This window comes from Paraburkholderia diazotrophica, from assembly GCF_900108945.1.
GTDB classification, from domain to species: Bacteria; Pseudomonadota; Gammaproteobacteria; order Burkholderiales; family Burkholderiaceae; genus Paraburkholderia; species Paraburkholderia diazotrophica.
In genome coordinates this window covers 76832-96225 of sequence record NZ_FNYE01000001.1, presented here as the reverse complement: position 1 = coordinate 96225, position 19394 = coordinate 76832, and the positions used below count along the sequence as shown (strand labels likewise).

The 19394-nt window shown below is 64.4% G+C and carries 15 protein-coding genes; 9 read left to right on the top strand and 6 right to left on the bottom strand.

What is annotated here, in order from left to right:
• Positions 1-35: 35 nt before the first annotated feature.
• Complete coding sequence (locus BMW76_RS00465) at positions 36-1124, bottom strand: alpha/beta fold hydrolase (protein WP_090861626.1); 1089 nt, start codon at positions 1122-1124, stop codon at positions 36-38.
• Positions 1125-1790: 666 nt separating this feature from the next.
• Between BMW76_RS00465 and glgC the strand changes: the two genes are divergently transcribed.
• From glgC to BMW76_RS00435, 5 genes are all read left to right on the top strand, one after another.
• Entirely contained in the window at positions 1791-3065 is a 1275-nt protein-coding gene (gene glgC / locus BMW76_RS00460; RefSeq protein WP_090861624.1) for a glucose-1-phosphate adenylyltransferase, read from the top strand.
• Positions 3066-3157: 92 nt separating this feature from the next.
• On the top strand, positions 3158-4618 hold the full coding sequence (gene glgA, locus BMW76_RS00455) for a glycogen synthase GlgA (RefSeq protein WP_090861622.1): 1461 nt from the start codon (positions 3158-3160) through the stop codon (positions 4616-4618).
• Positions 4619-4952: 334 nt separating this feature from the next.
• Complete coding sequence (gene pdxY, locus BMW76_RS00450) at positions 4953-5816, top strand: pyridoxal kinase PdxY (protein WP_090862450.1); 864 nt, start codon at positions 4953-4955, stop codon at positions 5814-5816.
• Positions 5817-5929: 113 nt separating this feature from the next.
• Positions 5930-6391 (top strand): hypothetical protein, encoded by a 462-nt coding sequence (locus BMW76_RS00445; protein ID WP_090861620.1) that lies wholly within the window; start codon positions 5930-5932, stop codon positions 6389-6391.
• Between the two features lie 558 nt (positions 6392-6949).
• The gene (locus tag BMW76_RS00435; RefSeq protein WP_090861616.1) at positions 6950-8104 is read left to right on the top strand and encodes a branched-chain amino acid ABC transporter substrate-binding protein; all 1155 of its coding nucleotides are present in this window, start codon (positions 6950-6952) and stop codon (positions 8102-8104) included.
• Positions 8105-8920: 816 nt separating this feature from the next.
• On the opposite strand, the gene BMW76_RS00430 is transcribed toward BMW76_RS00435, so the two are convergent.
• Together BMW76_RS00430 and BMW76_RS00425 are read right to left on the bottom strand one after the other, a co-directional pair.
• Positions 8921-10813, bottom strand: coding sequence for a DUF3857 domain-containing transglutaminase family protein (locus tag BMW76_RS00430; RefSeq protein WP_090862448.1), 1893 nt, complete (start codon positions 10811-10813; stop codon positions 8921-8923).
• Complete coding sequence (locus tag BMW76_RS00425; RefSeq protein ID WP_090861614.1) at positions 10810-11748, bottom strand: helix-turn-helix transcriptional regulator; 939 nt, start codon at positions 11746-11748, stop codon at positions 10810-10812. Before BMW76_RS00425 ends, BMW76_RS00430 begins: the two co-directional genes overlap by 4 nt.
• A gap of 149 nt (positions 11749-11897) precedes the next feature.
• Here BMW76_RS00425 and BMW76_RS00420 point away from each other — a divergent pair, with 149 nt between their 5' ends.
• Positions 11898-12446: a hypothetical protein gene (locus tag BMW76_RS00420; protein ID WP_090861612.1), complete on the top strand. Its 549-nt coding sequence runs from the start codon at positions 11898-11900 to the stop codon at positions 12444-12446.
• Positions 12447-12473: 27 nt separating this feature from the next.
• Here the strand turns inward: BMW76_RS00420 and BMW76_RS00415 are convergent, their stop codons facing one another.
• Together BMW76_RS00415 and BMW76_RS00410 are read right to left on the bottom strand one after the other, a co-directional pair.
• Complete coding sequence (locus tag BMW76_RS00415) at positions 12474-13862, bottom strand: DHA2 family efflux MFS transporter permease subunit (RefSeq protein WP_090861610.1); 1389 nt, start codon at positions 13860-13862, stop codon at positions 12474-12476.
• Positions 13863-13992: 130 nt separating this feature from the next.
• On the bottom strand, positions 13993-15252 hold the full coding sequence (locus BMW76_RS00410) for an aminotransferase class I/II-fold pyridoxal phosphate-dependent enzyme (RefSeq protein WP_090861608.1): 1260 nt from the start codon (positions 15250-15252) through the stop codon (positions 13993-13995).
• Positions 15253-15385: 133 nt separating this feature from the next.
• On the opposite strand from BMW76_RS00410, the gene BMW76_RS00405 reads away from it, so the two are divergent.
• Positions 15386-16240 (top strand): LysR substrate-binding domain-containing protein, encoded by an 855-nt coding sequence (locus BMW76_RS00405; RefSeq protein WP_090861606.1) that lies wholly within the window; start codon positions 15386-15388, stop codon positions 16238-16240.
• A gap of 9 nt (positions 16241-16249) precedes the next feature.
• Here BMW76_RS00405 and BMW76_RS00400 read toward each other — a convergent pair whose 3' ends face one another.
• The gene (locus tag BMW76_RS00400) at positions 16250-17173 is read right to left on the bottom strand and encodes a LysR family transcriptional regulator (protein ID WP_090861604.1); all 924 of its coding nucleotides are present in this window, start codon (positions 17171-17173) and stop codon (positions 16250-16252) included.
• Between the two features lie 644 nt (positions 17174-17817).
• On the opposite strand from BMW76_RS00400, the gene BMW76_RS00395 reads away from it, so the two are divergent.
• Entirely contained in the window at positions 17818-18465 is a 648-nt protein-coding gene (locus tag BMW76_RS00395; protein ID WP_090861602.1) for a response regulator, read from the top strand.
• A gap of 125 nt (positions 18466-18590) precedes the next feature.
• Positions 18591-19367, top strand: coding sequence for a helix-turn-helix domain-containing protein (locus BMW76_RS00390; RefSeq protein WP_090861600.1), 777 nt, complete (start codon positions 18591-18593; stop codon positions 19365-19367).
• The last annotated feature ends 27 nt before the right edge of the window (positions 19368-19394 follow it).

The following is a 19394-nucleotide window of genomic DNA, read 5'->3' as shown; positions in this document are numbered from 1 at the left end:
ACCACCGCCTTCGCATCATCATCGAACAGCCGCGTTCAGTGATCGGCCGGCACGGCGGCGAGCCCGTCGAGCAGCGCCTTGTGAAACGCTCGCGGGTCCTGCATCTGCGGCGCGTGGCCAAGCTCGGCGAACTCGACGAGCTTCGCATGCGCAATGGCCTGCGCGGTCAGCTTCGCCAGTTCCGGGTAGTGGCCGATCTTCGCGCGCACGTCGGGCGGCGACGCATCCTTGCCGATGGCCGTCGTGTCCTTGTCGCCGATCAGCAGCAGCGTCGGCATCTTCAACTGCCCGAGTTCGTAGACGACCGGCTGCGTGTAAATCATGTCGTACAGCAGCGCCGAATCCCACGCGACTTCCTTCTTGCCCGGCCCGCGATACATGCCCGCGAGCATCTGCACCCACGGCTCGAAATCGCTGCGCCACTGGCCTGAGTAGTATGTGGCCTGTTCGTATCGGCGGATGCCGTCCGCCGTGGTCTTCAGTTCGCGCTCGTACCATTGATCGACGGAAAGCGACGGCACGCCCTTCGCTTTCCAGTCCTCGAGCCCGATGGGATTGACGAGCACCAGTTGCTGCGTCTGCGCCGGATACATCAACGCATACCGGATCGCGAGCATGCCGCCCGTCGAATGACCGATGACGGTCGCGTTGCTCACGCCGAGCGATTCGAGCAGCGCATGCGTGTTGCGCGCGAGCTGCTGGAAGCTGAATTGATAACGCTGCGGCTTGCTCGACTTGCAAAAGCCGATCTGGTCGGGCGCGATCACACGATAGCCCGCTGCCGACAGCCGCTCGATCGTGCCTTCCCATGTCGCGGCGCAAAAATTCTTTCCATGCAGCAACACGGCCGTGCGGCCGTTCGGATGCGCGGGCGCGATGTCCATATAGGCCATGTGCAGCGCTTCGCCTTGCGACGTGAACTCGAACTGCTGCACGGGCGCGGGATAGTCGAAGCCCTGAAGTTCGGGACCGTACGCGGGACCATCGTCGCTCGCTGCCGCATTCGGCGAAGACGTGGCGGATGAAGCAGAGGCAGCCGTGGCATCGGCGGCGAAGGCATTCGCCCCCAGAGCGGCGGCGCATGCGGACAAGGCGACGGCAACGAGGGATGAAGGCAATCTCATAGGCAGTGAGCGTGGAATGAATACACAGGAAGGAAGAGCAGACAAGCCCGCATGATGCCCGCGTCGCGGCCCCTTTGCAGCGCCGCGCGCACGTGCCACTGCGTCGGGCGGCGAGCGCGGTCCAAACGCGCGTTTGACTACGGCATCAATTACCGTACGTGCTTCATGCCGCAGCGCATGAGAGCCGTTTCTACCGGATACGAGCCGCTTCTTCTTGCGGCCACGCGCGCAATGTGGCGTGCCGAACGCGCGACGCACAACAGGCGGGCGCCCTACCGTTGCGCGCCGCATGCGCATGGTCCAGACTAAACGCTGGCTGGCGCAGCCGACAGCAACATCAAGCGCCAGGCCAGAACAATAAAACGCCGGGGCAATGTAGGCGAAGACAGAAAGCTTCCACCAGGGCTCACCCATAACAGCAACCATCTTGGATGGAACCGGAGTAGGTGCTCCGCATGAGGCGGGAGTAAGTGCTAAAGCACTAACTCAAGCCGACAGTTAAAGCGCCAACTCTGGTCGCCCCCCTCGCATGGGACCAGAGTAAGCATGGGACGCGAGTCGACGTTCTGCATGGGGCTGGAGTAAGGGCTAATGCACTCACTCCAGCCGACAGCTAAAGCGTCAATTCCCGTCCCATGCCAACTCTGGTCGACACCGGAGACGCACATGGATACGCCGGCTAGCCTCAACGATCTTCAGCACACGACACTCGCGATCGTTCTCGCTGGTGGACGCGGCACCCGCCTCGGCCCCCTGACGAACAAGCGCGTCAAACCCGCCGTCCACTTCGGCGGCAAATACCGGATCATCGACTTCGCGTTATCGAATTGCCTGAACTCAGGCATCCGGCGCATCGCCGTCGTCACCCAGTACAAGGCACATTCGCTGCTTCGCCACGTGCAGCGCGGCTGGGGTTTCCTGCGCGGCGAGTTCAACGAGTTCATCGATTTGTGGCCCGCGCAGCAGCGCGTCGAAGGCGCGCACTGGTATCGCGGCACGGCCGACGCGGTGTTCCAGAACCTCGACATCATCCGCTCGATCAGTCCGAAGTACGTCGTCGTGCTGGCGGGCGACCACATCTACAAGATGGACTACACGCGGATGGTGATGGACCACGTCGAGTCGCACGCGGACTGCACGGTCGGCTGCATCGAGGTGCCGCGCATGGATGCCGTCGCGTTCGGCGTGATGCATGTGGACGAAGAGCGCCGCGTGACGGGCTTCGTCGAAAAGCCCGCCGATCCGCCCGCGATGCCCGGCCGCCCCGACATCGCGCTCGCGAGCATGGGCATCTACGTGTTCAACGCCGACTACCTGTACTCGCTGCTCGAGGACAACATCACCAGCGTCGCGACGGATCACGACTTCGGCAAGGACATCATTCCGCGCGTCGTCACGTCGGGGCATGCGATCGCGCATCCGTTCAGCATGTCGTGCGTATCGTCGGACCCGAGCGTCGAGCCGTACTGGCGCGACGTCGGCACGATCGACGCTTACTGGGCCGCGAATCTCGATCTCGCATCGACGATCCCCGCGCTCGATCTCTACGACCGCAACTGGCCGATCTGGACGCATCAGGAGCAGTTGCCGCCCGCGAAGTTCGTGCGCGACCTGAACGGACTGCAAGGCTCGGGCACCAATATGATCGTGTGCGGCGGCTGCGTGATCTCCGGCTCGCAGATTTCGCGCTCGGTGCTGTCGTCGAATGTCGTCGTGAATTCGTTCTGTAACATCGCTGAGGCAGTCTTGTTGCCGCAGGTGACGATCGGCGCGAGCTGCCGACTGCGTAAGGTCGTGATCGACCGCGGCTGCCAGCTTCCCGACGGCACCGTGATCGGCGAAGACCCCGTGCGCGACGGCGAGCGCTTCTACCGGACGGATAGCGGCGTCGTGCTCGTGACGGCCGAAGCGCTCAGGCGTCAGGCGGCGGCAGTGCAATAGCGGACGCGCGGCGGGCGCGGCGATGGTGGCAATCGTGGCAATCGCCGGCACTGGAACAACGAACCCAACCCATTGCGAACAGGACCCAGCCCATGACGATTCGCGCGCTGCACGTCGCAAGCGAGCTGTATCCCCTTCTGAAAACGGGTGGTCTCGCCGATGTCGTGGGCGCGCTGCCGCCCGCGCTGATCGAGCTGGGCGCCGACGTCCGCGTGCTGCTGCCGGGCTTTCCCGCCGTCGTCGCGGGCCTGTCGGACCTGCAACCCGTCGCCCGGATCGGCGAGCGCTTCGGCGCGCCCGACGTGACGCTCGAGCGCGGCACGCTGCCCGCGAACGGCCTCGTCGTGTATGTGATCCGCGCGAAGACGCTGTACGACCGCGGCGGCAATCCGTATCTCGACACCGAGCACGTGCCCTACGGCGACAACGCGCAGCGTTTCGCGACGCTCGGCTGGACGGCGGCGCAGCTCGCGCAGCAGCTCGATCCCGAATGGTCGCCGCAGATCGTCCACGCGCACGACTGGCACGCCGGGCTCGCGCCCGCGTATCTGAAAGCCGCCGGGCGCGAGCGCGGCAGGCCGTTGCCGCGCACGGTGTTCACGGTCCACAACCTCGCGTATCAGGGCATTTTTCCTGCGCATCAGTTCGGCCAGCTGGGACTGCCCGCCGATTTCTTCCACATGAGCGGCGTCGAGTTCTACGGGCAGATGTCGTTTCTGAAAGCAGGCCTCTTCTACAGCGACCGCATTACGACGGTGAGCCCGACCTATGCGCGCGAAATCCAGACGCTCGCGCAAGGCGGCGGGCTCGACGGGCTGCTGAGCCAGCGTTCGCACGATCTGTCGGGCATTCTGAACGGCGTCGACTACGCGGTGTGGCGGCCGTCCGCCGATCAGCTGATCGCCGCGCGCTACACCGACACGCGCCTCGCCGGCAAGCGCGCGTGCAAGACGGCGCTACAGGAGCGCTTCCATCTCGCGCAAAAGAGCGACGCGCTCTTGTTCGGCGTCGTCAGCCGGCTGACGGAGCAGAAAGGTCTCGATCTGCTGCTCGCGGCACTGCCGGAGATCGTCAAGCGCGGCGGGCAGCTCGTCGTATTCGGCACCGGCGATCCGGCGCTCGAGAACGGCTTGCAGCGCGTCGCGCACGCGCATCCGGACAGCGTCGCCGTCGAACTCGGCTTCGACGAGACGCTCGCGCATCAGATCGTCGCGGGCAGCGACGTGATCGCGGTGCCGTCGCGCTTCGAGCCGTGCGGCCTGACGCAGCTCTATGCGCTCGCGTACGGATCGCTGCCGCTCGTGCATCGCGTGGGCGGCCTCGCGGACACCGTCACGGATGCGTCGCTCGAAAACATCGCCGACGATCTCGCGACGGGCTTCGTGTTCGAGCGCTTCGAGCCCGATGCGCTGTTGGGCGCGATCCGCCGCGCTTTCGCGCTGTACGCGCGGCGCACCGACTGGAAAGCGGCGCAGCGTCGCGCGATGCGCCAGGACTTCAGCTGGGGCGCATCGGCGGAACGCTATCTCGCGCTGTATCGCGAACTGGTGTAAGCGCGCGTCAAGGCGTGCTGCGGCGCCGCGTGATCGGACGCAAGCGCCTGTGCCATCGGCCTTCGCGATGATGGTTCGGCGCAACACGACGGGGCCGGATCGCTTCCGTCGCACGAAAACTCATGTATCTTGTGCTGATCAGGGCATGACGCGCATGCTGTCCATATATCGATGGGCATAGACGCCAAAACGGTGCAAGGACGCCCGCGCGCGCGGCTGCCCGACAGGTCGCCTGGCGCATGAGCCGACGCGTGCTGCCTGCCGGGTGCCGGGTGCCCATCAATACATCCGTCCGCATTTGACCAGCGCCTTCGCCGCGCCATATCGGTTCAACATGAAAAACGTTCTGAGCATTCAGTCACACGTCGTGTTCGGGCACGCAGGCAACAGCGCGTCGGTGTTTCCGATGCGGCGTCTCGGCGTCAACGTGTGGCCGCTCAACACGGTGCAGTTCTCGAACCATACGCAATACGGCCATTGGGAAGGCAGCGCGATCGACGCATCGCAGATGCTCGCGCTCGTCGAAGGGATCGGCGCGATCGGCGTGCTGCCGCGCTGCGACGCCGTGCTGTCGGGCTATCTCGGCACGCCCGAGCAGGCGCAGGCGGTGATCGAAATCGTCCGCGCCGTGAAGGCCGCGAATCCGCATGCGCGCTATATCTGCGACCCGGTGATGGGCTCGGCGACGGGCTGCCGCGCCGAGCCCGGCATCCAGCAGTTTCTCGTGCGGACGATGCCCGAAGTCTCCGACGTGATGTGCCCGAATCACAGCGAATTGCAGCGGCTCGTGGGCCGTGAGATCGAAACCGTCGAAGAAGCCGTCTCCGCGTGCCGCGACCTGATGGAGCGCGGACCGAAGACGGTGCTCGTCAAGCATCTGCTCGATCGCAACAGCGCCGCCGACCGCTTCAATATGCTCGTCGTCACGGAGCGCGAAGCGTGGATGGGCCAGCGCCCGCTCTACCCGTTCGCGCGGCAGCCCGTCGGCGTCGGCGACCTGACGAGCGCCGTGTTCGTCGCGCGCACGCTGCACGGCGATTCCGTGCGCGGCGCGTTCGAACATACGATGGCCGCCGTCAACGCAGTCGTGCGCGCGACGTGGGATGCGGGACGCTATGAGCTCGAGATCATCGCCGCGCAGGACGATATCGCGCATCCGCGCGACTGGTTCGATGCGTGGGTGGTGGAGTCGGCATAGCGTCCGGCGATACATCGAGCGTCCGCGAACTTTACCTTTAAGCCTGACGTCCTATAATGCGTGCCGCGCGAAACCGCGCAGCATTGTTATTGGCACTGGCAGACGAGGCACCGATGGACGGCACTATCCGCAGCGAACGTGAAGAGCAGTTTGAAGAGTTGTGCATCAGCGTCGATGCAGACGAAGCGCACGAGCAGGAAGCGATCGAGTTCTTCGAATCGCAATTCGGCGAAGCGGATTTCGACGCGGCTCAATGGCTCGATATCGCGCTCTACTACTCGCCCGCCGTCGCGCGCGGCATCATCGACATGGTCACGCCCGACGACAAGGCGCGCAGCAACATCGCCGAAGTGATCGGCGACAACCTCGACATCTCGTATGGCGCGGACGAATGCCAGCAATTCGCCGAGACCCTGCACTTCGCAATTGCGAACGGCGTGCCCGTCGATCTCGACGTCGTGCTCGACGGTTGCCAGCGCGCAATCGACGATCTCGACACATGGGCCGAAGACGACGTGAAAGAGCCGCTGCTGCGTCTGCGCGAAGAACTGCTGCGCATGCAAGGCGAGCAGTGAGCACATCACGCTGATCTTTCTCGCGCAGCGCCTTCTGCATCTTTTGCATGAACGGACGTTGCGTGATCGCCAGCGCGCCATGCGGGCATGACGCGCGGCCTCCACACTTCCCCTCCCCTTGCGCGGCCAACCGCATGCGCATCTTTGCTGCCCTCGCTCGACAGCCGGCACGCTCGTGGCACACCCGCTGTGCTGAAATGCGCATTCAACATGCCGCGAACTACCAAGACGCACGCATATTGGCTTTCTATATTCGCGCCACGGATCGGCTGCAGCACGCGGGTTGCGCGAGGTCACAGGTCCGTCGGCAGAGGGCATGCAAGCGATGCGGCTTCGGTGTTTTCCAGCATTGCCGTTTGTGCTGCATCGTCCGTACTCTCGTCCGTGCATTTGTCCGATTTCGTCACGAAGGAGACCCTGCCGACACACTGCATCGAGCAATCCGACCGGTAGCGCTTCGCGTCATTCGACGTAAGACCAGACGTCGAGCCCGACGTGAAGCGTGCACTGCAAGCCGGCTGTTTTTCCCATCCCTGTCTGCCGATGTAAGGAGAAACCATGAGCCTTTGCAAGACGCTGAATCCGTTTGCCGTGATGTTGGGCGCCGTGCTGTCCATTGCGCCGCTCACCAGTTTCGCCGCAGACGAAATGCCCGTAAAAATAGGCTTCGCCGCACCGATGACGGGACCCAACGCAGGGTATGGCAAGGACCTGCAGAACGGCGTGCGGCTCGCCATCGAGGAAGCCAACGCGCAGAAGATCAAGATCGGCGACAAGGTCGCGCGTTTCGAACTGGTCTCGGAGGACGACCAGGCCGACCCGCGCATCGGCGTGCAGGCTGCGCAGAAACTGGTGGACCAGAGCGTGTCCGGCATCGTCGGCCACTTCAACTCGGGCACGACGATTCCCGCCTCGCAGGTCTATGAACAGGCGGGTATTCCGATGATCGATCCCGCCGCGACGAATCCGACCATCACGAACCGCGGCTTCGCGAACACGTTCATGGTGATCTCCACCGATGCGCAGAACGCCGGCAACGCGGGGACGTACGCCGTGCAGGTGACGAAGGCGAAGCGCATCGCGATCATCGACGACCGCACGGCGTTCGGCCAGGGCGAGGCGGACGAGTTCGAGAAGGCGGTGAAGGCGGCGGGCGGCAATATCGTCGCGCGCGAGTTCACGAGTAACACGGCCGTCGACTTCAGCACGCAGCTCACGAAGATCAAGGCGACCAACGCCGATCTGATCTTCTTCGGCGGACTCGACACGCAGGCTGCCGCGATTGCGAAGAAGATGAAGCAGCTCGGCATGACGGCGCAACTGCTCGGCGGCGGCGGTGTCGAAGATCCCGAGTTCGTGAAGCTCGCGGGTGAAGCGGCCGAAGGCGCGATGGCCTGGGAATATGGCCGGCCGCTCGCGCAGTTGCCCGGCGGCAAGGACTTCTCGGCGAAGTTCAAGAAGCGCTTCGGCGACGACATCCTGTCGTATGCGCCATTCGGCTATGACGCGGCGTGGGCCGTGATCAAGGCGATGCAGACGGCGAAATCGTCGGACCCGAAGGTGTATCGCCCGGCTCTCAAGAGCATTAACTTCGAAGGCGTGACGGGCACGATCTCGTTCGATAGCACGGGCGCGCTGAAGAGCGCGGCATCGACGCTGTATCAGGTGAAGAACGGGGTTTGGGTGCCTGTCGTGACTAAGAGCGGCGTTTAGCGGTCGCCGCGGCCCCCTTTTTTTGGTTGTTTTAGCCTGCCGCTGGCTGGTTGTTTTGGCCGGCCGCTGGCATTCGCGATGCGCCTCGCGGCGCGGACGTTGCCCCTGTGCGGGGCGGCACCTACTCTTCTTTGCCGCGGCAAAGAAGAGTAGGCAGAAGAAAGCCGCTCACACCGCCAGTGCTTGACGATTACCCACGAGCCCTCAACGTCCCCATCGTTCACACGGCAACTTACCGGCTCATGTTCGTTGCCAACGCACTACCCGAGCGCCTCACCTGCTTCATGCACCCGTGTTGCGGGCCGCGACATCGAAGATCGCGGGCCCCTTTGCGGCAAACTGTGTGTAGGCGATCGCACCGCACAGGAAACCCTCGCTACGCGATGCGGCGCCAGGTTCGAGCGTTGCCCTGTACGACACAGCAACCTCATTCACTACCGACATGCGGCGCTAAAGCGTTCGATACCCTCCGTTGTGCCACGCGTGTATGAAGCGGGTGAGGCGTCGAGCCAGAGCGTTGGCAACGAATGCAAGCCAGCACATTGCCGTGCGAAACACGGGGACGTTGAGAGCCCGTGGGTAATCGTCAAGCATTGGCGGTGTTAGCCCGCTTTCTTTTGCCTACTTTTCTTTGCGGCGGCAAAGAAAAGTAGGTGCCGCCCCGCACAGGGGCAACGCTCGCGCCGCGAGGCGCTAACGCGGATGCCAGCGGCACGCTGAAACAACCATCACAAAAAAGCCGTCGCAGACAGAAACCGCATACGCGGATGCCAGCAGCAGGCTAAACCAACCAATCACACTCAGACCTCAGGCGCCCTAGCCCACCCTTACCACGATCTGCGACAACGCATCGCGTTCGATCCTCACCAGCGACGCCCGCGTCTGCGCGAACTCATCCGGGCTGCACACCTGATGCCCGAACCGCGCATGCAGCCGCCGCGTGATCTGCACGATCCGCGACGACGGATCGAACACATAGTGCGACTCGTAATCGAAGAAGCGGTCGCGCACCGATGTGTCCTGCGGCATGTCGGTCACGCGCACTGTATCGGGCAGCGTGATCTGCGACGTCTCGTCGAAGTCGCCGCCGATGCACACCCACGGCTGCGTGCGGGCCGGCTCCGCGAGCCACGCCTGCACCTGTGTCGCGATACCGCCCGACAAGCTCGTCAGTGCGGGCAGCGCCGTCGTGCCGTCGGGCCATGAGAAGTGCTCGAGCGTGCCCTGCATCGTCGTCGGGAACGGGCCCGTGGTCGCCCGCAGCTCGCCCGGCTGAAGGCGCGCGATGCCGTGCAGTCCCGTCTGCCGCAAGCGGTCGGCGGCGATCTGCAGCCAGCGCTGGCGCGTCGCGCGTCGAAACACGTTGCGCTCCAGTTCGGCGGACACGCCCGCATCCTCGACGCGATACGTGAAGCCCGCCGTGCCCGTGCGATCGATGTCGATGGCGAGCCGCACCGTGCGGCCGTGCTCCTGTGTCGCGGGCGTGCGCGCGAGCGCGCCGTCGTCGACGAGCAACACGGGCCGGTCCATCGCGCCCGGCGGCAAATAGCCGAAGCCGATTCCGCCCGCCGTCGTATCCGCGTACATCTGCAGCGACGGAATCCACGTGATCGCATGATTGATCGCGCTCGCGCCGTAGCCCGGCACGTCGGGCAGCGAATAGACGGGCCCGAGATTGAGCAGCACGGCCTGGCTGTCGATGCCGACGGCCGCCAGCATCGCGCTATAAAGCGCGACGTGGTCCTTGCAGTCGCCGTAGCGGTTGCGAAGTATGTCGCTCACCTTGTGCGGCATGGCCGCCGTCTCGCCGAGAAAAAGCGCGACGTAGCGGATATTCAGACGCACCCAGTCGTAAAGGATCTGCGCCTTCGTGCGCGGATCGTCGGCCTGCGCCGTCAACGATTGCGCGAGTTGCACGACGCTCGGGTCGCGCCAGCTCGGATCGTATGCGGCAGAACGATAACGCTCGGCGAACGCGGCGAAGTCTCGCGTCGTCGAGACCATCAGGCGGTCGCCCCACGTCGGATAGCCGACGGCGCCCGACTCGACGGGCGCATAGGGTCCGTGATGGTATTCGAACGTGTAGCGCGTGCGGCCGTTCTCCGTCACGGGAGGAAGCGCGACGTAGCCGCGCGCGTCGGCGTAGAGCGGCACGTCGCTGGGCAGATCGAAGATCAGCTGCTGCATATCGACGGGCCCGCGCGTCGGCTCGACGAAATACGCGAACGTGCCCGCCTGCAACGGCACCGCGCGCGTCTTGCGAAACGCGAGATGCACGCGCGAGCCCGGCTCGACGCCCGGAAAGATCACCGTGCGCAGCACGCCGTCCTCGAAGGTCGGCGCGCCCGCCGAGCGCGGCTCCTGCACGTCGCGAATGCCGTCCGGTCCGACGGGATGCGCGACGCCATTGCCGTCGATCGTCTCCGCCGCGAGCAGCTGCACCTGCTCGATGTCCTTGTTGAACCACACATAGCGCTGCGCGATTTCGTCGACGCCGCTCGTCGTGTTCGCGCGCAGGATCGTATCGTCGTGCTCCTCGACGGAACCGTCTTTCTGCACGACGAACAGATGCACGTCGCGTTCCGTGGTCGACGGCGGCACGTCGTCGGGCGCGACGCGCTCCTGCGCGTGCACGGCAACTGCACCGCATGCGCAGACGATCAGCGGCAGCACGGCAGCCGCGCGCAACCGGTGCACACGCCGGCTCATGCTTTCGATGCCTCGCAGATGCGAGCCACGCGATCCGCACGCGCGCCGCGCTGCACGCGCCACGCGCGCGGGCTCATGCCGAATTCGGCGCGAAATGCGTGATTGAAATTGGACACGTCGTTAAAGCCGCTATCGAAAGCGATATCGACGATCTTCGTGTCCTCACTGGCAAGCCGCAGCGCCGCGTGACGCAGTCGCGCGCGCAGCACGTACTGATGCGGCGTGACGCCCGTCACGCGTTCGAAGGTGCGCAGAAAATAGAAATCGGACAGCCCGCACATTTGCGCGAGACTCGCGAGCGTATGCGGCGCATCGGGCGCTTCGTCGATCGCGCGGACGATCTGCGTGACGCGTGCCCATGCCGATGCGCTCGTCTGCGCAGCGCGGCGTTTCACATCGGCTTGCGTCGAGCGCAGCGTGGCTTCGGCGAGATCGACGGCCAGTTCGTCCCAGGCGTCGAACTGCGTTGCATCGGTCGCGCCCACGCAGGCTTTCGCGATCAGCCCGGAAAACGCGCGCAACGGCGGCATGCAGCCATGCCGGAACGGGATGTCCTTGCGTGAAAAACCCGCGTCGGAGGCAAGCCGCTCGAAGTACGCAGGCTGATAGTGAAACGACACGCAGCGGTCACCCGGCGCATGACGATGCCCGCACTCGAAGCATTCGCCCGCGTTGCCGAGCAGCAGCGAGCCGGGCGTCAGCAACTCGCGTCCTCTCGTCGAGCGATAGCCGAACGCGCCTGCCACCACCATCGCGATGCAGACGCCCGCGTGCCGCTCTTCGAAGGGCAGGTCACGCGGACCGAACGTGCACAGCACATCGACGACAGTCCAGCCGTCGCCTGCTGCGAGCGTGCGCATGTGTGTGTCGCCGCGCGTGCCGAGTGCATCGCGTCGTTGCAGCGCAGCTTCGAGATCGACGGCAATTTTTCCCAAGATGTCACCTCGCCGGGTCCGTACGATCGTTTTATCACATCGGCGGCAGGCGCACAGTGCCACGCCCGGCCGCCCTTTTCAACCGGAACCTTCAACCGGATTCGTCAACCGGACCCTTCAACCGAACCTGTCAAACGGAGCAACACGCAATGAACGCATTGGATCATGGTCTCGCTTCTGGCTTTCAGGCCGCACTCGCCGCGCCTTGCCGCGCAGCGGATATCGATGCCGCCGACGATCTGTATGGCTGGCTCGTCGGCAGTTGGGACATGGACGTTTTGCACTATCGCGTCGACGTGCGCGAGCGGCGCCTCACGGGCGAGATTCACTTCGGCTGGGCGCTCGAAGGGCGCGCGGTGCAGGATGTCTGGATCATGCCGCGCCGCGCGGACCGTAGCGCGCAGCGCGAGCCCGGCCTCGACATGTACGGCACGACGTTGCGCGTCTGGGACCCGTCGATCGGCGCGTGGCGCGTCACGTACATCAATCCGGTGAACGGCCAGCGCGACGAGCTGATCGGCAGGAAAGTCGGCCGCGATATCGTGCAGATCGGCACGCGTACGAACGGCACGCCGATCCGCTGGAACTTCACCGAGATCACCGACGATTCGTTCCGCTGGACAGGCGTCGCACTCGCCGATGACGGCATCTCGTGGAATCTGCAAGGCGAGTTCGTTGCGCGGCGCCGGCGCGAATAACGCCGCCAACGCAAGCGAGCGAACCGTCTAACGCTGCCGCAACTCCGCGCCCTCGTCCTTCGACAGCTTTACGAAGAAGAATAGCGAGCACAGCACCGCCGCGCCGACGACGAAAAACGCCGGCGAAAAGTCGCGCGCGGTGAGATGCGCGGCGCTGCCGCCGTGCAGATGCGCCGTCAGCGCGAGCAGCGACGCGCCGAACGCGACGCCCACGCTCACGGAAAGCTGTTGCGCCATGCCGGACAGCGCCGTCGCGCGGCTCATCTTCGGCTTGGGCATGTCGGAGTAGCCGAGCGTGTTGAGCGTGACCATCGCCAGCGAATTGAACAGGCCGCCCACCAGCAACACGCAGAAGATCAGCGGATGCGGCGTGCTCGGCCGGAACAGGCCATAGCACGCGTAGAAGCAGCCCGTCATGCAGGTCGCGCCGATCAGCACCGTGCGAAAGCCGATGCGGCGGATCGCGAGGCCCATCACGCCGCGCACGGCGAGCGAACCGACGGCCGTCGCGACGCTCAGCGACCCCGATGTGAGCGGCGAGAGACCGAAGCCCAGTTGCAGCATCAGCGGCATCAGAAAGGGCGACGCGCCGATGCCGATGCGCAGCGGCATCCCGCCGAGCACGGCCGTCCGGTACGCCTTGAAGCGCAGCAGCAACGGATCGATGATGGCGTCCGCGTGGCGGCGGCTATAGAGCCAGTACAGCAGCATCGATAGCGCGCCCGTGCCTGTGAACGCGAACGTCACCCATTGCGGCACGAGTCCGCGGCCCGCCGTGTCGAGCCCGCCGACGAGCCCGACAAGCCCCGTCGAAAGCAGGATGAAACCGGGCAGATCGAAACGCTCGTCGATGTGCTCATGCGTATCGTCGACGAAGGCCAGCGCGCACAGCACGCCGATCACGCCGAACGGTACATTGAGCAGAAAGATCCAGCGCCATGACGTAATCGTCACGACGAAGCCGCCGAGGAGCGGCCCTGCCAGCCGCCCGACGGCGCCCGGCACCGTGAACCACACCATCGCCGCGACCATCTGCGCGGGCGGCACGCTGCGCAACAGGATCAGGCGGCCGACGGGCACCATCATCGCGCCGCCCATGCCCTGCAGCACGCGGAACACGACGAGCTGCGGCAGCGACGTGGCGAGCCCGCACAGCGCTGAGGCAAACGAAAACAGGCCAATCGCCGAGCAGAACACGCGGCGCGCACCGAAGCGGTCGGCAAGCCAGCCGCTCGCGGGCAGGAACACCGCGAGGCTGAGCAGATAGGAAGTGATCGCGAGATTCAGATGCAGCGCCTCGACGTCGAGCGAGCGCGCGATCGACGGCAACGCGGTCGCCATGATCGACGTATCGAGGTTTTGCAGGAACAGCGGGCAGGCAACGATCAGCGGAATGATGCGGGCGCGGTCGGTCATCCGCTTCTTTTACCGCAAAACCGCCGGCGATGACGAGTTCCATCGCGTGCCCGTCATTACAGTTTGTTGCGCGCGCTACCGGTTTGCGCCGCATGTGGCTTGCGCATGCGGGCGGGCGCGCTTCACCTCGTCACCGCGTCGCGCTGGCGGCGCTCTCCTCCAGCGCGCGACGCAGCGATAGCGCGATGCCGCGCGCCGCGAGCGTCACCTCATGCAGCGAAGGAAACGACGGCGCGATACGCAGATGCCGGTCTTCGTCGTCGCGTCCGTATGGATACGCGGCGCCCGCGGGCGTCAAGACGAGTCCCGCGTCGGCCGCGAGCGCGACGGTGCGTTTCGCACGGCCCTTTGGCGCGTACAGGCTGATGAAGTAGCCGCCTTCCGGCCGGTTCCACGACACATCGGGCACATCGGCGAGCAGCGCGTCGAACGCAGCCACCACCGCATCGAACTTCGGGCGCAGCAACGCGCGATGCTTCGCCATCAGATGTTCGAGCCCTTCGCGGTCGCGCAGATAGCGCACGTGCCGCAACTGGTTCAGCTTGTCCGGGCCGATCGTGCGAATGCTCGCATGCCGCTGCCACCAGTCCACATTGCGCCGCGACGACGCGAGGAACGCGACGCCGCCGCCCGCGAGCGTCACTTTCGACAGCGACGCGAATACCAGCGCGCGATCCGCGTGCCCCGCCCGCTCGCAGAGTTCGATGATGTCGGGCGTCGCGTGCGGCGTGTCGGTCAGATGATGAAAACGGTAGGCGTCGTCCCAGAAGAGCCGGAAATCGTTCGCGGCCGTCGGCATCGCGGCGAGACGCTCGATCGTCGGGCGTGACCAGATCGCGCCCGACGGATTGCTGTAGAGCGGCATGCACCAGATGCCTTTCACCGACGCATCGTGCTTGACGAGCGCTTCGACGGCGTCCATGTCGGGACCGTCCTGCGTCATCGGCACGGCGATCATGCGAATGCCCAGCGCCTCGCAGATCGCGAAATGCCGGTCGTAGCCGGGCACAGGACACAGAAACGCGACCTCGCCCTGCCGGCTCCACGGCGCGTGATTGGATGCATGCGCGGATACATGGTCGGACACGCCGTGCAGCATCGCGAACACGAGCGCATCGTGCATCAGTTCGAGGCTCGAATTGCCCGCCGCGACGACTTGCGCCGTGTCGACATCCAGCAGTTGCGCGCCGAACTCGCGCGCTTCCGGCAAGCCCAGCACATGACCGTAGTTGCGGCAATCGATCCCATCGCGCGACATGAAGCCCGCCGTCCCCGCTTCGTCGATCAGTGCCCGCGACAGGTCCAGTTGCTCGGGCGAAGGCTTGCCGCGCGACATGTCGAGCCGCATGTTCAGGCGCTTGAATTCGTCGTAGGTGGCGGGCGTCGTCATGGTGTCGTGTGAAAGGTCTCTGACGAAACCAGTATGCCCGCCGCACCTGACTTCAGGCAAACGCGTTATATTGAACATTTCGATCAATATTTCTGATGTGTTCAATCAAGCAGATAACGACGGATAAAAGCGAATGAAAGCCCTCGACCTCGACGTGCTCGCGATGTTCGTCGCCATCGCCGACACGGGCAGCTTCGTGCGCGGCGCGACGCTCGTGCATCGCTCGCAATCGGCGCTGAGCATGCAGATACGTTCGCTCGAAGCGGCGCTCGGCAAGCCGCTCTTCATACGCGGACCGCGCAGCGTGACGCTGACGCAGGACGGCCAGACGCTGCTCGCCTACGCGCGGCGCATGCTCGCGCTGCGCGACGAGGCGTGGGCGTCCGTCGTGCATCCCGATGTGAAAGGCCGCGTCGCGATCGGGGTGCCGGACGACTACGCGTCGTCGCTGCTGCCCTCCGTGTTGCGTAATTTTTCGGCGACGTATCCGAAGGTCGAAATTCAGGTGGTCGGCCTGCCCAGCAATGCGCTGGCGCCGCTCCTGAAGGACAACAAGATCGATCTCGCGTGCGTGACGCGCGTCAAGGGTCTCGCGGGCGAGTTCATCCGGCTCGAACCGATGGTCTGGGCGGGCACGTCCGCCGCAGGACGCGAAGTGTGGAAGGAGCGCCCGCTGCCCATCGCCGTGTTCGGCACGGGCAGCGTCGCGCGCGCGAATGCGCTTCACGCGCTGGAACGCGCAAAGATCGCCTATCGCACATCGTATGAAAGTCCGAGCCTGATGGGCCTCTTCAGCATGGTCGACGCCGGGCTCGCCGTCGCGCCGCTCGCGCGTTGCGCGGTGCCCGAGCGCTTCGTCACGCTCGGTCGGCAGCATGGCCTGCCGAAGCTGCCGGAACTCGAAATCATCCTGGCACGCAGCGCGCGCTCGAATCGTCCGCCTTGCGACTATCTCGCGGAACAGATCCTGAGCGAACTGCGCGCCTGAAGGCACGCGTCACGAGCGAGACGGCCGCGCGGCTCCGGGTGCGTGCGCCCCCTGGTTGGCGAGCCCCACGAACGAAGCGACGTATTCCTCGCAGTGGTCGAGATAAGCCTTCACGAGGCTCGACGGATGCCGATGCGACGGGTACACGAGACTGATGTACTGCAACGGCATCACGTGGTCGGGGAAAAGCGCGCGCAGCGTGCCATCGCGGATCGCGTCCGCGGCAAGGAACGGCGGCAGCTCCGTGACGACCTCGCCACGCAACGCGCGAATGCGCAAATGAAGGTAGTCGTTCGTGGCGAGCCTCACGCTGCCGCGCAGCGCCTGGTCGCCCAGACGCCAGCTGCTTTCGTCGTTCGGCTGGTTCGACCAGACCGCGCACGGACACGACTGCAGCGCCTCAGGAGAATCGATATCGAGGCGCTCGGCGAGCGATGGACTTGCCACCAGCACATGCCGGTAGCTGACGAGCCGCCGCGCTACCATGCTGTCGTCGACGACCCGGCCAACCCGCAGCGCAACGTCGATGCCCTCGTGCCGCAGATCGACATTGCGCTCGCTGGTGTACACGCACACCTTGATCGCCGGATACCGTTCCTGGAAATCGCCGAGCATTTCCCACCACGGCTCGAACGAAGGCGGCAACGATAGCCTGAGCACGCCTTCATAGTGAGCCTGCCCCGATCTCAGCACGTCCTCGGCTTTGAGCAGTGAGTCGATGCCGAAGTCCGTCGTTTCATAAAACTGCATGCCGGCGCGCGTCAACGTCACGCCCCGTGTGCCGCGCTCGATCAGTTGCACGCGCAAGTCGCGCTCGAGCCGCCGGATGCGTCGGCTCAACGTGGGCAACGGTACGTTAAGGCGTGCTGCCGCGGCAGAAAGGGTCCCCGTCTGCACTGCCGTAACGAACATACGAGTCGCGTTTAGATCCATAAGAAACCTTTTTCAAAAATGAAAATGCTGTTTTCAACTACATCTATTTCTTAGTTATCCTATGGGACATATTATTTTTAAGGAAAAATCATATACATCTCGACTCGCGATACGGCAAAACGCCGTTTTGCATTGCTAACTCGGTATCGCAATGGAGGCATCCGATGAACAAGCGCGAACATGCAGAACACGACTGTGAGTCGCAGGCCTTGAAGCGGAGGTCTTTTTCCTTCGCGCGGTTGATTAGGCGTATGCAAAACGGCATGCGGCGGAGCGCTGAATACATCGTTGATTCGCGCATCCGACGTCATGGCGTGCAAGCCGATCGCGGCGCGCTTCCTGGCTACATCTGGCTGCATGCTCGACCGATTAGCAGAGAGTCTAAGTCGACAAATTCAATGTGGCACCCTCCGTTTGGAGGGGGATAAATCATTCCCATGCACGATCAATCCGCTTTGTTTGCAACGATGAAATGCCGGCTATCCGGTAGTTACATAAGCGATATCAAACATGATCGATGCATTAAATAATCGAGAACGCGAACGAACGAAATGAACATGACGCGCGACGACACGTAAATCGTACCGTTCGCGCGTGAGAACGCGTTTCCATTGAACGCCCTTTCAATTTCAAGAGCCGCACTCATGACTCGCATCCTCATTGCACACGACCACGCGCTGATACGCGAAGGCATTCGCAACATTCTGCTGCACTTGACGGACTTCGAAGTCGCCGGTGAAGCAGCCGACGCGGCCGGCACGATCGCATTGGTGCGCTCGACGCAAGCGCACGTCCTGATACTCGACGCGTCGATCGCGGGCCACACCGGCGTCGAGTTGATCCGCGAAATCGGGGAGATCAATCAGGGTATCCAGGTACTCGTGCTGACGATGAACGGCGACGAGCAGTACGCGATGCGCGCATTCGAGGCGGGCGCATCGGGTTATCTGACCCGCGAAAGCGCAAGCGGCGAGTTGATCGGCGCGCTGATGACAATCGCCAGTGGCGGTCTCTACATGGGCGTCGCGATGGCCGGGCAGATCGGGCGCAATCCGCCCGAGCCTGTCGAGGCGCTGCCGCATCGGCGGCTCAGCAAGCGCGAATTCGATGTGTTCCGGCGCATCACGGCGGGAGAAAGAATCGGCGAGATCGCGACGCAACTGTGCGTGAGCACGAAGACCGTCAGCACGTACAAGGCCCGCATCCTCGAGAAGATGCGGATGCCGCACGGCACGGCGCTCGTGCGCTACGCGATGCGCCACAGGCTGTTCGATGACAGCGAGGAACCCTGAGCGCCACGCTCGATGCAACGCTAACGTCGCCCGTCCGCGCCGCTCTTCTGCAATGACGCGAAAGCGGGACAACACCACAGCGCGTGCACATGGCCCGCATGCGCGTTCCCTTGAAGGAGACCATCATGCTGCTTGTCGATGCGCAGACGACCACGCTCTTCCCATTCAGCCAGGCACCGGACCTCGCGCGCAGGTTGCACGCGGGCGCGGCACTGCATCCGGTGCCGCGCGGCTCGCAATGGGCGATCAACACGCTATGCAATCCCGCCGATCTCAGCGCCGACGAACTCGCGCAGGTGGACTCGCTCGTTTGCGAGGTGCGTACCGTGCAGCGCGGCGCCAACCTCTATCGCGCTAACGATCCGTTTCAAAGCGTCTATGTCCTGCGCAGCGGTTCGTTCAAGACCGTCGTCATGCATCGAGAAGGACGCGAGCAGGTGACGGGATTCCAGATCTCTGGGGAAATGCTCGGGCTGGACGGCATCGCCGGCGGCCAGCATCGTTGCGGCGCGGTTGCGCTCGAACGCAGCACCGTCTGCGTGATTCCGTTCGAGCCGCTCGAGAACCTGTGCCGCGAAATCAGGCCGATGCAGCGCCATCTGCACAGAATGATGAGCTGGGAAATCGTACGCGAAACGAACATGATCCTGCTGCTCGGCACGATGCGCGCCGAGCAGCGCGTCGCCGCGTTTCTGCTGAATCTCGCGGAGCGCTACGGCACGCTCGGCTATTCGGCGACCGAGTTCAACATGCGTATGACGCGCAACGAGATCGGCAGCTATCTCGGCATCACGCTCGAGACAGCCAGCCGGATGTTCTCGAAGTTGCAGCAGGAGCGGCTCGTGCATGCGCGCGGCAAGCGGATCCGCATTCTCGACAGCGCCGCGCTCGCGCGGCTCTGACACATCATGCGCTATAGGCTCGTGCGC